This is a genomic window from Streptomyces alboniger (genome assembly GCF_008704395.1).
Classification (GTDB): Bacteria; Actinomycetota; Actinomycetes; order Streptomycetales; family Streptomycetaceae; genus Streptomyces; species Streptomyces alboniger.
The window spans coordinates 2,992,387-3,005,944 of sequence record NZ_CP023695.1; the positions used below are offsets into that span (position 1 = coordinate 2,992,387).

A 13,558-nucleotide genomic window follows, 5' to 3' on the forward strand; every position below is an offset into this window, starting at 1 on the left:
TCTTTGCATGCCTACGCTGACGGTTATGACAGCACCCAAGGCGCGCAAGCTGGTCACGCTGGACGCCCGCTCTCTGCGCGGGCTCGCTCATCCGCTGCGGATCCGCCTGCTGGGTTCGCTGCGGCGTGACGGCCCCGCCACCGCCTCCCAACTGGGCGTCCGGCTCGGCGAGTCGAGCGGGTCGACCAGCTACCACCTGCGGCAACTGGCGGCGCACGGGTTCGTCGAGGACGCCCCTGAGCGGGGCAAGGGGCGGGAGCGGTGGTGGCGGGCGGCGCACCAGGGGACGAGTTTCGACGACGCGCTGCTGCGTGACGCGGACCCGACCGTGCGCGGGGCTGCCCAGCTCTACCTCCACGAAGTGGCGTCCCTCTACATCGAAGCGCTGTCCACGTGGGTCGGCACGCGCCATGAATGGCCCGAGGAGTGGATCGCCGCCTCGGACATGAGCGACTTCCTGCTGCACCTGACCCCCGAACGGACCGCCGAGCTGAAGGACAGGATCCACGAGGTCATCGAGGGCTACCGCGAGTCGGCGAGCGACAAGGACGACCCACGAGCCGCCCCGGTCCGCCTCCAGACACAGCTCATTCCGACGCGCCCCACCGACTGAACGGCGGACGACCATGCACTCCGACCTGCACCTGAGGCTCCACCACGACCGCGCCGCCGACTTACGGCGAGCCGCACCCCCGCGGCAGAGGCGCCCCCAGCTGCGTACTCAACTCGGCTGGACCCTCGTCGAGTTGGGCCTGCGCCTGGTCAGCAGCTCGGGACCTCGCCGCCCTTGTTCAGCGCCCGCAGCGCCTCGACCGTTCCCTTCAGCGTCGTGACGGGGACGAGGCGCAGGCCCTTCGGCAGCTCCGCCCCGGCGTCCGCGCACTCGGCCTTCGGGACCAGGAAGACCGTCGCACCGTCGCGCCGCGCAGCCTTGGTCTTCAGGGCCACTCCGCCGACCGGGCCCACCTCGCCGGAGGCGGTGATCGTGCCGGTGCCCGCGATGTCCCGGCCGCCCGTGAGATCGCCGCCGCTGCCGTCGCCGTCCAGCTTGTCGATGATGCCGAGCGACAGGAACAGGCCCGCGCTGGGGCCGCCGATCTTGCCGAGGTCGGCCTGGACCTTCACCTTGCCGGTGTCGTCCGAGCCGGTCGCCTTCAGATAGGCCAGCGCCGCCTTCGTGGCGTCGTCCTGCGACTTCTTCATGTCGCCGAGGTTGTGCTCGCGGACTTCCTTCACGTTGTCGCCGGTCGGATAGACGGAGTCCTTCGGCATCACGGCCCGGTCGGTACGGAACCACCCGTCGACCACGTCACCGAGCCGCACGTCCATCTGCGGCCCCGTCGCCACGATGGTCGTCATGCGCAGGACGCCCTTCGGCTCACGGGTGGGCACGCCGGTGATCGTGAGCACCGGTTTGCCCTCGTGCTTCCCCAGGACGTTCGCCGTGCCGCCGGGCTGAGCCACGGCGAACGGCAACGGCGCGACCGCCGCGACGGCGACCAGGGCCACGACGGGCAGGGCGCAGACGGTGAGGGCCTGGGGCCGGGTGAAGTGAGGGAAGGAGAAAGCCACGGGATCAATCTAACGCGACGAAAAAGGTACCGGCCCGGCGGTCAAGGACGAGCGCGCGGAATATCCAGCCCGTCCGGCGATTGAGGACAAGCTCGGCGCAGCCGGCGGGATCAAGCCCGTCCGGCGTTTGAGGACGAGCCAGGCGCAGCCGGCGACAAACCCCGCCCCAGCTCAGCGCAGCGCGTCCGCGACCTCACGAGCCGCATCCACCACCCGCGGCCCCACCCTCTCCGGCACGGAGTCCGCCAGCATCACCACGCCCACGCTGCCTTCGATGCCCGTCACCCCGACCAGGGGCGCCGCGGCCCCGCTCGCCCCGGCCTCCAGCTCGCCGTGGGTGAGCGCGTACCCGGGGTCGGTCACCGGGCTCTGCCGGGCCGCGAGGATGGCGCGCCCGGCGGCGCCCCGGTCCAGCGGGTGGCGGAAACCCGTGCGGTACGCCACGTGATAGTCCGTCCACGTCGGCTCCACCACCGCGACGGCGAGGGCTTCCGTCCCGTCGACGAGCGTCAGATGCGCCGTCGCCCCGATGTCCTCGGCCAGCGACCGCAGGGCCGGCAGCGCGGCCTCCCGCACCAGCGGGTGCACCTGGCGGCCGAGGCGCAGCACACCGAGGCCGACGCGGGCGCGCCCGCCGAGGTCACGCCGGACGAGCGCGTGCTGTTCGAGCGTGGCGAGCAGCCGGTACACCACGGTGCGGTTCACGCCGAGCTTGTTGGACAGCTCGGTGACCGTGAGGCCATGGTCGGTGTCGGCCAGCAGCTTGAGGACGCGCAGTCCTCGATCCAGCGTCTGGGATGTCTCCGCGGTCACGACGCCCACTCCTTAAGTGAGGGTCGGCGGCCCCTTTACGCGGCGGTTGCGCCGCCGGTCCCGTGTGGCGACGCGCGTCAGAGGCCGCCGGTCGGAACACCGGCTGCGCTCCGCGGCGGCGCTGCCACGGGGCGTGTGCGTTGCGGGGACAGTAGCGAGGCCGTCCCGCTCAGCGGAAGACTCCGTCCAGAATCCGGTCAGGGAGACGTCCCGGGCGCCCCCGATTGCCCCGTTACGCGGGGGGTGTCACTTCATGCGGGTGGCCCATTCCTGCACCTTCTCGATGCGCTGCCGCAGCTGCCCCGCCGTGGCCTCCGCGCTCGGCGGCCCGCCGCAGGTGCGCCGCAGCTCGGTGTGGATCACGCCGTGCGGTTTGCCGCTCTGGTGGACGTACGCGCCGACCATCGTGTTGAGCTGCTTCCGCAGTCCGAGCAGCTCCTTGTGGGAGACCACCGGCCGCCGCTCGGCGGGCAGTTCGAGCAGGTCGGCCTCCTCGTCGGGCTTCTTCCTGCTGTGCGCGATCTGCCGGGCCTGCCGCTTCTGGAGCAGCATCTGCACCTGGTCGGGTTCGAGGAGACCGGGGATGCCCAGGTAGTCCTGCTCCTCCTCGCTGCCCGGGTGCGCCTGCATGCCGAACTCGGCGCCGTCGAACAGCACGCGGTCGAAGACGGCCTCGGACTCCAGCGCCTCGAAGGAGAACTGCTCCTGCTCGCCGGTGTCCTCGTCCTGCTCCTTGTTCGCCTCGTCCATCTCCTGCTCGGACTCGGCGTAGGGGTCCTCCTCCCCCTCCTTCTTCGGCTTGTCGAGGGCGTGGTCGCGCTCGACCTCCATCTCGTTGGCGAAGGTCAGCAGGTCAGGGACGGTCGGCAGAAAGACGGACGCGGTCTCGCCGCGCCGCCTGGACCGTACGAAGCGGCCGACGGCCTGCGCGAAGAAGAGCGGCGTCGAGATCGTGGTCGCGTACACACCCACCGCGAGGCGCGGCACGTCGACGCCCTCGGACACCATGCGGACGGCGACCATCCACCGGTCGGTGCCCTCGCTGAAGTCGTCGATGCGCTTGGAGGCCCCGGCGTCGTCGGAGAGGACGACCGTCGCCTTGGTGCCGGTGATCTCGCGGATCAGCTTGGCGTAGGCGCGAGCGGAGTCCTGGTCGGAGGCGATGACGAGGCCGCCCGCGTCGGGGATGGCCTTCCTGACCTCGGTGAGCCGCTTGTCGGCGGCCTTGAGCACGTTCGGCATCCAGTCGCCGCGCGGATCGAGCGCGGTCCGCCAGGCCTGCGAGACGGCGTCCTTGGTCATCGGCTCGCCGAGCCGGGCGGCGATCTCGTCCCCCGCCTTCGTACGCCACCGCATGTTGCCCGAGTACGACAGGAAGATCACCGGCCGCACGACGCCGTCGCCGAGCGCGCTGCCATAGCCGTAGGTGTAGTCGGCGGAGGACCGCCGGATGCCGTCATTCCCTTCCTCGTACGTGACGAAGGGGATGGGGTTGGTGTCGGACCGGAAGGGCGTACCGGTGAGCGCGAGCCGCCGCGTGGCGGGCTCGAACGCTTCGAGGCACGCCTCGCCCCAGGACTTCGAGTCACCGGCGTGGTGGATCTCGTCGAGGATGACGAGCGTCTTGCGCTGCTCGGAGCGGTTGCGGTGCAGCATCGGCCGCACGCCGACGCCCGCGTAGGTCACGGCGACGCCGTGGTACTCCTTGCTGAGCGGCCCCGCGCTGTACTCCGGGTCCAGCTTGATGCCGATACGAGCGGCCGCCTCCGCCCACTGCTTCTTCAGGTGCTCGGTGGGCGCGACCACGGTGACCTGCTGTACGACGTGGTGGTGCAGCAGCCAGGACGCGAGCGTGAGCGCGAACGTCGTCTTGCCGGCGCCGGGGGTGGCGACGGCGAGGAAGTCTCGCGGCTGCTCCTGGAGGTACCGCTCCATCGCGCCCTGCTGCCAGGCACGCAGCTTGTTGGCGGTGCCCCACGGCGCACGGCCGGGGAAGGCGGGCGAGAGGTGGTGGGAGGAGTTGGCGGCGGCGCTGGTGGTAGTCACGGTCTCCGGGATTTTGCAGCTCGGGTACGTACGACAACCGGGCCACCTTACCGGTGGGCCGCCACCGGGAACCCGTCAACGGCCCCCCGCGCCTCGATGTGGGAGGCGGGTCACAGAGCCCCGCCCCACCCCGGCCCCCCGCACCTGGCCCGGGGTTCGATGTCCGATTTCCGCGAGCGGGACGCGCCGCCGCTGATCATGCTGGCGGCATGACGATTCCCTCCAGTACGGACGCGGCGACAGCGACGGAGACCGTCCTCACCGGCATGTACGCGGCCGAGGCGGAGTACCTGGCGGCCGGGGGCCCCGGCGAGGCCTCCTTCGACCTGCTCGCCCCCTTCTTCGCGCCGGATGTCGAGCTGCGTCAAGCGGACTCTCTGCCCTACGGGGGCACGTGGCGCGGCCACGACGGCATGACGCGCTTCTTCCTCGCGATGGGGCAGGCCTGGGAGACCTTCGACATGGTGGAGCAGGAATTCCTCGCCACCGGTGAGACGGCGGTCGTGCTGACCCGGATCCGCGCCCGCGCCCGTGCGACCGGCCGCGAACTCGGTTTCCCGCTCCTACAGACGATCACGGTGAAGGAGGGCCGGATCACCGAGGTCCGCCCCTTTTACTGGGACACGCAAGCGATCGCCGAAGCCTGTGCCATGCCCCTTAGGGGCGGGCGGCGGTGTACGTGAGGAAGCGGGACCAGGTGGCGGGGGTGACGGTGAGGTGGGGGGCGGCGGGGGTTTTGGAGTCGCGGATGTGGATGGTGCGGGGGGTGGGGGCGGCGACTTCGACGCAGTCGTCTGTTTCGCTGCTGCTGCTGTAGCTGCTTTTGTGCCAGCCCTGCGCGACCTCTACGCAGTCGCCCGACTCGTTGCTGCTGCTGTAGCTGCTCTTGCGCCAGTCCAGGGCGACTTCGACGCAATCATCACCCTCACTGCTGCTGCTGTAACTGCTCTTGAACCACTCAAGCTCAGAGGCAACTCCGGCAGAGGCCTTGCGGATCATGTCTCTCCCAGCACTTGCTCGATGAAGGCCAGCGACTCCCGTGGCGTGAGAGCCTGAGCCCGGATCATCCCATAGCGCAGCTCAAGGAGCCTGAGCCGCTTCGGATCGGAGACGGGGTGGCCGTTGAACGCCCCTTCGGACCGCCCAATTGCCGTACCGTCACGGAACTTCAGCACTTCGATCAGGCCTCCCATTCCGGCGTGGGCCTCACAGTCGAGCGGCATCACCTGGAAAGTGACGTTGCGCAACTGAGCTACCTGGGCGAGATGTTCAAGTTGTCGCCGCAGCGCCATTCTCCCTCCGATGGTGCGTCGCAGTGTCGCCTCTTCCTGGACGAAGTTGAGAGCTGGGGCAGGATCACGCTCAAAGATCACCTGCCGGGCCATGCGAGCCCCGACATATCGCTCCACCTGGTCCTGCGAATACGACGGCTGCCGCATCTCGAACAGCGCCAGCATGTGCTCTGCCGTCTGTAGCAGCCCATGGATGTTGTGGTTGCTGTACAGCCCGATCTCAACCGCCCGGCCCTCCAGCTTCGCCAAGTCCCGCGTCTTCTTCGGATACCGGGCCTCCCGCATCTTCTCCTTCATGGCGGAGACGAGCCCATTGGCCCCCAGCACCTCATCGGTCTTGTCCAGATACTCGGGCCGGGGAATCCGCGCCCCGCGCTCGACCTTCCGGACCATGTCCTCCCCGTAGCCGACCGCGTCGGCGAACTCCGCGACGCGGAGCCCCGCCGCCTCCCTGCGCAGCTTCAGGTGCTGGCCGACCATCTCGACCGCCGCGCTGATCTCGTCCTCGGGGTCGACATCCCAACCGGGTTCATCCACACCGTCGTTACGTTCCTCCACCGCCACCGCGCCCACCTCCGACGTCCGACCAAGTCCAACGCGCACTCGTACCCGTACGTCACCCAAGACAGCCGAGACAACGCGGGACAAGTACGGGACAAACGCGGTACGCACAGCCCACAGCCCTGTTCACGGCGCACCCGCACCGCCACGCTGAGTGACGTGAACCAAGAAACCGCCGGGGTACACACCCCGTCCCCCACACACCAGTTCACGGTCCTGCTCTCCGCCACGCGCAGGGGCGCCGGCCTGGCCAGGCTCCTCGCGCGGGAGCAACTCCGCAGCTGGGGGCGTCCGTACGAGGCCGCGGAGCACATCGTCGCCGAGCTGGCGAGCAACGCCGTGCTGCACGGCCACGTGCCCGGCAGGAGCTTCCGGCTGGTGCTGACGGTCTCCGCGACGGACACACTCCGTATCGAGGTATCGGACACGCGGGCGGACCGAAGCCCGCCGTTGCACCCCCGGCGCCCCTCCTCCGAGGAGGAGTCGGGCCGGGGCCTGCTCCTGGTCGAGGCCCTGGCCGACCGCTGGGGCACGGACCTGCGGCCGCCCTCGTACGGCCCGTGCAAGACGATCTGGGCGGAGCTGGACGCGCCGACGTAGCTCAGGCCATGCTGAGGGCACCGTCGAGGGACTCGCGGATGATGTCGGCGTGGCCCGCGTGCTGCGAGGTCTCGCCGATGACGTGCAGCAGGACGCGCCGGGCCGTCCACGACCCGCCGGGCTCCCACCAGGGAGCCGCGGGGAGAGGATGGGAGACGTCGAGGTCGGGCAGCGCCCGTACCAACGCGTCCGTCGCGGCGGCGACTTCGGCGTAGGCGGCGAGGACGCCCGCCAGTGTCTCACCGGGCAGCATGCGGAACTCGTCCGCGCGCTGGGCCAGGTCCTCGTCGCTCATGGCGGTGAAGTCGCCGAGGGCCGCCGGGCCGTCCTGGATGAAGGCGGCCCAGACCCGCTCGACCGCGGTGACGTGCTTGATGATCCCGCCGATGCACAGCTCGCTCGCGGTGGTGCGCAGGCCGGCCTGCTCGTCGGTGAGGTCGCGTGCGGTGCGGCGGAGCATGTCCCGGTGGTGGTCCAACGACTCCAGCAGGTCGGCGCGCTCGCCGGTGGTCGCCGCCTGGTCGAAGGCCGTGGTGTCGGTTCCGGGCATGGTGGTGCCGCCTTCCTTGGGTACCGCTCCGTAAGGACAAGCACCACGCTAGAAGGCATATAGGTCAGCTGCTGACCTAGTGCTTCATGAACGGCACATGGCAGTCCCGTTGCGGCACCCCGTGACCGCTTGAGGTGTCCGCAGAGCCACGGCTAACTTCAGGGAGTCGATTCGACGAGACGACACCTCGACGACTCGACGTCTTGGCCGTGTGCCCGAGTGGCTGAGGGGCTGGACTGCAAATCCAGTAACGCGGGTTCGATTCCCGCCACGGCCTCCACGGCGAGGGTTCAGGCGACCCGCGCCTCTTCCAACCGCCCCAGAATCGCGTCCACGGTCTCCCCGACCGACATCTCCGAACTGTCCAGCCAGAGGCCGAGCCGCGGGGTCGTCTCGCGCAGGCCCGTGTCCAGGTCCTGGACCGTCCACGCGCCGTAGCCCGTCTTGCCGCGGCCGGCCTCGCGGGAGGCGACCACGTCGGGGCGCGGGGCGAGCACGATCACGTACAAAGGGCGCGTGCGGACGAGGTCCACGTACGCCTTCAACTGCTCGCCCAGGATGACGTCCTGGACGATCACCGTGAAGCCCGCGCTCGCGTACTCGTCCGCCGTGGACGCCGACAGGCCGTACCGCAGGCGGAGTTGGGCCTCTGCCTCTTCCCCCGCGCCGGGCTCGAACTCCGCGCCGCCCGAGACGATCATCCGTCGGTAGACGTCACCGCGCACATGCGCGGCCTTCGGCAGCCGCTCGGCCAGCGCCTGCGCCACCGTGGACTTTCCGGACGCCATGATGCCGGTGATGACGATGACACCGGTGGGGTGAGGGGTGGTAGTCATGGCGTCCATCGTGCCACCGGGGGTGTCCCGGCGGCTCCCGGTTATTGCGGTGCCGCCACCGCCGCCTGCGGGCGGATGGGGAGGCGGTTGACCGGGCGGCCCGTCGCCGCGCGGACCGCCGCCGCGATCGCCGCCGGGGACGTCACGACCGGGACCGCGCTGGCCGCCTTCGCCCCGAAGGGAGCGACCACGTCCCGCTCCTCCACCAGCTTCACGATGCGGATGTCGGGGGTGTCCAGGGCGGTCGGGAGGGCGTATCCGGTGAGGTCGGGGTGGCGGACGATGCCGCGCGGGGTGCGGAGGTTCTCCGTGAGCGCCGCGCCCACGCCCTGCGTGACGCCCGCCTCGATGCGGGCCCTCAGCTGGGTCGGGTTGAGGATGCGGCCCACGTCCTGGGCGACGGCCAGTTCGACGACCCGTACGGAACCGATCTCGATGTCGACGTCCACGACCGCGCGGATCGCGCAGAACGCCATGCCCACGAACGCGTCGCCCTGCCCGGCCTCGTCCAGCGGCTCGGTCGGATGCGGGCGGCACTGGGCCGTGGCCCACAGCTCCTTGCCGTCCAGCGCCTCGGTGACCGTCGTGGAGAGCACGCCGTCGTACGAGGTGATCTTGCCGTCGGTGATCTGGAGCAGCTCGGTGGACATGCCGAACTTGTGGGCCAGCGGCTGGAGCAGCTGGGTCCTGACCATCTTCGCCGCGCGCTCCACCGCGCCGCCCGACACCCAGGTGTGGCGGCCCCGGCAGCTCGGACCCGCTGGGGGCTGGTCGGTGTCGACGGGGGCGACCCGGACGTCGTCGATGCCCAGGGTCTCCTGGACGATCTGGCGGGCCAGCGTGGTGAAGCCCTGGCCCGTCTCGACGGCCGCGCAGATCACCGTCGCCACGCCGTCGTGGACCTTCACGGTGGCGGTGGAGACCTCGTCCGTGCCCTCGGCACCGAGGAGCTGGACCATGCCGAGGCCGTAGCCGACACCGCGCCGCACGGCGGCCGGTTCGCCCGCGCCCTCGGGGCCGCCGGGCAGCAGCCACTCGTCCTCGGGGGTGTCCTTGGGCAGCTCCGGCAGCGGGAAGTCCCGTACGGCGGCGAGGAGTTCGGCCACCGGCGCCGGGCACGTCACCGTCTGGCCGGTGGGCATGATGTCGCCGGTCGCCATGGCGTTGCGCAGCCGCAGCTCGGCCGGGTCCACGCCCAGCTTATTGGCGATCTTGTCCATTTGGGCCTCGTACGCGGCGCACACCTGCATGGCGCCCTCGCCCCGTACGTGCCCGGAGGGCGGGTTGTTCGTACGGACCGCCCAGCCCTCGATGAAGGCGTTCGGCACGACGTAGGGGCCGCAGGCGAAGGAGACGGCCGCGGCCAGGGCCTCCGACGAGGTGTCCGCGTACGCACCCGCGTCGAGCAGGATCTGCGCCTCGACCTTGACAAGCCGGCCCTCGGCGTCGGCGTGGTGGCGGTAGCGCAGGAGCGTGGGATGGCGGTGGGCGTGCCCGAGGAAGGACTCCTCGCGGGTCGCCGTCAGCTTGACCGGGCAGCCGGTCCGCAACGCGAGGAGGCCGAGCGGGAGTTGGAAGCTCGCGTCCTCGCGGTCGGCGGTCGCGCCCGGCACGCCCGTGACGACGACCTTGACCCGCTCGGGCGCCAGGCCGTAGCAGGAGGCGGCGCGGTCGCGGTCCGCGTGCGGGTCGGTGGAGGCGATGTACAGCTCCACGCCCCCGTCGGGGCGCGGCACGGCGAGGCCCGCCTCGGCGCCGATCGGCGCGGGGTCCTGGCGGCCGATGCGGTAAAGCCCCTCGACGACGATCTCGCCCGCCGCCTCCGGGTCGCCGTGGCGCAGCGGGATGTGCCGGATCAAGTTGCCGTCGGGGTGCAGCGGTTCGGCCTCGAAGGCCTTCTCCGGGTCGGTGACCGGTTCGAGCACCTCGTACTCGACGATGACGGCGGCGGCGGCCATCCGCGCGGTGTCGGGGTGGTCGGCGGCGACGGCCGCGATGGGCTCGCCGTGGTGGCGTACGACATCGGAGGCGAAGACCGGCCGGTCCGGCGTCCTGCGCCCGTGCGAGGCGTCACCGGGCACGTCCTCGTGGGTGACGACGGCCCGCACGCCCGGCATCTCACGCGCGTGGCTGGTGTCGATGGAGACGATGCGGGCGTGCGCGTGCGGGGAGCGCAGGACCGCCGCCCAGAGCAGGCCCTCGGCCCACAGGTCGGAGGCGTAGGGGAAGGTGCCCTCCGTCTTGGCGCGGCACTCCGCCGGCGGCAGGGACGCGCCGATGCCGTGCGGCAGCGGCTCCGGTCCCGGCGCGGTGGCGGCGGGCGTGGCCGTGGTGGTGGTCTCGTCGCTCACGCCTGGCCTCCGTCCTGGCCGTAGGGGCCGTGCGGTCCTTCGTACGTACCGTCGTCGTACGCGCTCTGGTGGACGCCGCCCGCGCCCGGGCCCGCCTGGTGCGGGATGCGGGCCTCGTCGGTCCGCTCGTCCGGCGCGGGGGCCGACGCCTCGGCCGCGGCGGACGCCTCGCGCTCGGCGACCACCTCCTGCACGGCGTCGAGCACACCGCGGTAGCCCGAGCAGCGGCAGAGGTTGCCGCACAGCGCGCGGCGGGTCTCCAGCTCGCTGGGGGCGGGGTTGCCCTCAAGAAGGTCGTGCACGGTCATGGCCATGCCCGGTACGCAGAAGCCGCACTGCACCGCGCCGCACGCGGCGAGCGCGCGCTGCACGTCGGAGGGCTGCCCGTCGGCGGCCAGGCCCTCGACGGTGCGGATCTCACTGCCCGCCGTGGTGGCGGCTGGCACCAGGCAGGAGGCGACGAGACGGCCGTCCACCTGGACGTTGCAGGCCCCGCACTCCCCCTGCGAGCAGCCGTCCTTGGCGCCCGCGAGACCGAGCCGCTCCCGCAGGACGTAGAGCAGGGACTCCCCGATCCAGGCGTCGGTGACGGGACGGTCGGTGCCGTTCACGCGCAGGACGTAGGAGCCGAGGGGGTGGTCGTCGTGGAGGGGGTTGGGGGCGATGACGGGGGCGTCGGTGCCGGTCGCCTCCACCAGTTCTTCCGGCTGGCCTACTTCACCCACTTCGCCCGCCGCGTCCGGCTCGTCCTGCTCCTCCGCTTCGCCCGGCTCGGGAGCGAATTCGGCCGATTCGGCGTGCTCAGCAGGTGTTTCGGGCGCTTCGGGCACTTCAGCTGCTTCGGGCACGCCGAGCACCTCAGGCGCCACGGACGTTTCAGCCGTGAGGGATACGTCGATGGGGGTGCCGAAGGCGTCCACGGGCCCGGGGGCCTCGTACGGCGGTTCCGGAACCGTCAGGGCATCAACGGCCTCGACGACCTCAATGGCCTCCTGAGCGGCCTCGACGGTCTCCTGCGCGGCTTCGACGGCCTCCGCGGCCTGCGCCGCCTGTGCCGCCTGCGCCGCCTCGACCCCCGACTGCCCGGCGGGCGGCACCTTGACCGCCCGCAGCAGCGTCGTCTGCTCGAACCGGCTCTCCCGCGGCTCCTCCTGAGAGGCCTCCTCCTGGATCTCCGGGGCCTGCGCACCCCAGGGCGCACCGGCCCCCGCACCCGTCGCCCAGGGCGCGGGCGCGCCGCCCGGCAGCGTCGCGGGAGGCATGCCGCCCCCGGGCCAGGAGTTCAGCTGCGTACGAACGGGGTAGCCCCCGCCCTCGGTCAGCGAGGAGGCGGTGAACTCGCCCGATTCGTCCGGGAGATCACCTTCGGCGACCGGGATCGACCACTGCCCCGTGATGTCGGACGAGGGAGCGGCGCCCCCCTGCCCGTACTGCTGCCCGTAGCCCTGGTCGTGCCCTTGCCCGCCGTACCCCTCGCTGAAGCTCCACTGCCCGGTCGCCCGGGGGTCGTAACCGTGACTCTCCGCCGGCTGCTGCTCCGGCTGAGGCTGGGAGGGCTGGGGCGCCTGCGCCGTGCCCGCGTCGGGCCACCGCACCGTCCGCCCGCCGTCGGCCGCCCCCGTCACCTCGGGCGGCATGACCCACGCGCCCGTGGCCGCCGGGTCGGTGGCATCGGCGGTGGTCGGGGTGACCGTTATCTGCGGCGGCACATAGCCGTGGCCGGGCGCGGCGAGCGGGGCGTCCAGCATGCCCTCGGGGAGCTGCACGAACGCCGTGGCGTCCGAGTCGTACTCGCCCTGCGGGTGCGGCTGCCAGCCGCCGCCGTTGTGGGTGTTCCGGTCGTCGCTCACGACAGCGCCCTCCCCAGTGCTCGTCGGGCCAGCGCGGCGACGGTGCGCCGCAGGTGCAGTACGCCGGGCGGCAGCGGCTGTTCGGTGCCGTCGGCCGCCGGGGGCTGGTCGGGGACGCAGGCGGCGGCCACGTACTCACCGAAGGCGGTGACCGCCTCCGGGACGAGGCTGCCGCGCTCGCCGTCCCAGTCGATCAGCGAGGCGACCCACTGCTCGGCCTCCAGGGGCCGCAGCGGCATCGGCGCGATGGCGCCGACCGCGCACCGCACAGCGCGCCGCGCGGGGTCGAGGACGAGCGCGACGGACGCGATGGCCCGGCCGGGGCCGGTGCGTCCGGTCGCCTTGAGGAAGACCTGGGGGGCGTGCAGCAACGGCACGCGCACGAAACCGATCAGCTCGCCGGGGCGGAGCATCTCCCGGCCCGCGAGCAGGTGCGAGACGGGGATCTCGCGGCGGGCGCCACCGGGCCCCGCGATGATCAGGACGGCTTCGAGGGCCGCGAGGACGGGCAGCGCGTCGCCGGTCGGCGCGGCCGATGCGATGTTGCCGCCGAGGGTGCCCGCGTTGCGGATCTGGGGCGGTCCCGCGGCGCGCGCGGCGGCGGCCAGGGCGGGGAACAGGGCGGCGAAGTCGGGGCGGCCCATGCGGGCGTGGGTGAGCCCGGCGCCGAGCAGGCCGTGCCCGTCCTGGTACTGCCAGCCGCGGATCTCGCTGATGCGGCCGAGGCCGACGAGGGCGGCGGGGCGCAGCTGTCCCGAGTTGACCGAGGCCATCAGGTCCGTGCCGCCGGCGACGGGTACGGCGGCGGGCATGGCGGCGAGTGCCGCCACGGCCTCGTCGAGCGTGGCGGGCAGCTTCACCGACTGCGGTGTCTGTGCCGCCTGCGGTGCGTGCGTGGTCAAAACCGGCTGCCCCTTCCCGATGCCCGGCCGCGTACTTCACCTACGTCGCGTACGTGAAGCGCTCGCCGTTCGCGACGTGTCGCCGTTACGCCTGTTCCGCCGTACGGTACGTGCTCCCAACCCGGACGTGGCAACTCTGGCACATTCTCCCCGGGCCCCGACGCGGGGGTCCGCTAGGAGGCATT

Annotated in this window: 13 protein-coding genes and 1 tRNA gene; 4 read left to right on the plus strand and 10 right to left on the minus strand. The window is 71.9% G+C overall.

Annotated elements, in window-relative coordinates:
• Positions 1-25 precede the first annotated feature (25 nt).
• Complete coding sequence (locus CP975_RS13165; protein ID WP_055530487.1) at positions 26-613, plus strand: winged helix-turn-helix domain-containing protein; 588 nt, start codon at positions 26-28, stop codon at positions 611-613.
• Positions 614-762: 149 nt separating this feature from the next.
• Here the strand turns inward: CP975_RS13165 and CP975_RS13175 are convergent, their stop codons facing one another.
• From CP975_RS13175 to CP975_RS13185, 3 genes are all read right to left on the minus strand, one after another.
• A complete protein-coding gene (locus CP975_RS13175) occupies positions 763-1,572 on the minus strand; it encodes a S16 family serine protease (RefSeq protein ID WP_055530485.1) in 810 nt (269 codons plus the stop codon).
• 171 nt (positions 1,573-1,743) lie between these two features.
• Positions 1,744-2,385 carry an IclR family transcriptional regulator gene (locus CP975_RS13180; protein WP_030794946.1) on the minus strand — a complete coding sequence of 214 codons (642 nt, stop codon included), beginning with the start codon at positions 2,383-2,385 and terminating at the stop codon, positions 1,744-1,746.
• A gap of 246 nt (positions 2,386-2,631) precedes the next feature.
• Positions 2,632-4,431 carry a DEAD/DEAH box helicase gene (locus tag CP975_RS13185; protein ID WP_055530483.1) on the minus strand — a complete coding sequence of 600 codons (1,800 nt, stop codon included), beginning with the start codon at positions 4,429-4,431 and terminating at the stop codon, positions 2,632-2,634.
• Between the two features lie 209 nt (positions 4,432-4,640).
• On the opposite strand from CP975_RS13185, the gene CP975_RS13190 reads away from it, so the two are divergent.
• Positions 4,641-5,114, plus strand: a complete 474-nt coding sequence (locus CP975_RS13190; RefSeq protein ID WP_167532691.1) for a nuclear transport factor 2 family protein — start codon at positions 4,641-4,643, stop codon at positions 5,112-5,114.
• Here the strand turns inward: CP975_RS13190 and CP975_RS13195 are convergent.
• Together CP975_RS13195 and CP975_RS13200 are read right to left on the minus strand one after the other, a co-directional pair.
• Positions 5,089-5,430, minus strand: a complete 342-nt coding sequence (locus CP975_RS13195; protein WP_150476895.1) for a DUF397 domain-containing protein — start codon at positions 5,428-5,430, stop codon at positions 5,089-5,091. The two genes, CP975_RS13190 and CP975_RS13195, sit on opposite strands and share 26 nt — an antisense overlap.
• Entirely contained in the window at positions 5,427-6,287 is an 861-nt protein-coding gene (locus CP975_RS13200; RefSeq protein WP_055533426.1) for a helix-turn-helix domain-containing protein, read from the minus strand. Before CP975_RS13200 ends, CP975_RS13195 begins: the two co-directional genes overlap by 4 nt.
• A gap of 156 nt (positions 6,288-6,443) precedes the next feature.
• Here CP975_RS13200 and CP975_RS13205 point away from each other — a divergent pair, with 156 nt between their 5' ends.
• Positions 6,444-6,884 (plus strand): ATP-binding protein, encoded by a 441-nt coding sequence (locus tag CP975_RS13205; RefSeq protein ID WP_030794504.1) that lies wholly within the window; start codon positions 6,444-6,446, stop codon positions 6,882-6,884.
• Between the two features lies 1 nt (position 6,885).
• Here CP975_RS13205 and CP975_RS13210 read toward each other — a convergent pair whose 3' ends face one another.
• On the minus strand, positions 6,886-7,434 hold the full coding sequence (locus CP975_RS13210) for a DinB family protein (RefSeq protein WP_055533424.1): 549 nt from the start codon (positions 7,432-7,434) through the stop codon (positions 6,886-6,888).
• Positions 7,435-7,639: 205 nt separating this feature from the next.
• Here CP975_RS13210 and CP975_RS13215 point away from each other — a divergent pair.
• Positions 7,640-7,714: transfer RNA gene (locus tag CP975_RS13215), tRNA-Cys, on the plus strand.
• Between the two features lie 10 nt (positions 7,715-7,724).
• Here CP975_RS13215 and CP975_RS13220 read toward each other — a convergent pair.
• Genes CP975_RS13220 through CP975_RS13235 form a run of 4 tightly spaced genes read right to left on the minus strand, consistent with a single transcriptional unit; the run spans position 7,725 to position 13,373 of the window.
• Positions 7,725-8,279, minus strand: a complete 555-nt coding sequence (locus CP975_RS13220; RefSeq protein ID WP_150476897.1) for an AAA family ATPase — start codon at positions 8,277-8,279, stop codon at positions 7,725-7,727.
• A 32-nt stretch (positions 8,280-8,311) separates the two neighbouring features.
• Positions 8,312-10,621, minus strand: coding sequence for a xanthine dehydrogenase family protein molybdopterin-binding subunit (locus CP975_RS13225; RefSeq protein ID WP_055533422.1), 2,310 nt, complete (start codon positions 10,619-10,621; stop codon positions 8,312-8,314).
• On the minus strand, positions 10,618-12,471 hold the full coding sequence (locus CP975_RS13230) for a (2Fe-2S)-binding protein (protein WP_150476898.1): 1,854 nt from the start codon (positions 12,469-12,471) through the stop codon (positions 10,618-10,620). The genes CP975_RS13225 and CP975_RS13230 overlap by 4 nt, the downstream gene beginning before the upstream one ends.
• On the minus strand, positions 12,468-13,373 hold the full coding sequence (locus CP975_RS13235) for an FAD binding domain-containing protein (RefSeq protein ID WP_030794515.1): 906 nt from the start codon (positions 13,371-13,373) through the stop codon (positions 12,468-12,470). Before CP975_RS13235 ends, CP975_RS13230 begins: the two co-directional genes overlap by 4 nt.
• Between the last annotated feature and the right edge of the window lie 185 nt (positions 13,374-13,558).

Excerpts from the sequence above, each read along its gene's own strand:
- CP975_RS13165 (WP_055530487.1), top strand. The coding sequence starts at position 26 with ATGACAGCACCCAAGGCGCGCAAGCTGGTCACGCTGGACGCCCGCTCT.
- CP975_RS13190 (WP_167532691.1), top strand. The coding sequence starts at position 4,641 with ATGACGATTCCCTCCAGTACGGACGCGGCGACAGCGACGGAGACCGTC.
- CP975_RS13195 (WP_150476895.1), bottom strand. The coding sequence starts at position 5,430 with ATGATCCGCAAGGCCTCTGCCGGAGTTGCCTCTGAGCTTGAGTGGTTC.
- CP975_RS13210 (WP_055533424.1), bottom strand. The coding sequence starts at position 7,434 with ATGCCCGGAACCGACACCACGGCCTTCGACCAGGCGGCGACCACCGGC.
- CP975_RS13220 (WP_150476897.1), bottom strand. The coding sequence starts at position 8,279 with ATGGACGCCATGACTACCACCCCTCACCCCACCGGTGTCATCGTCATC.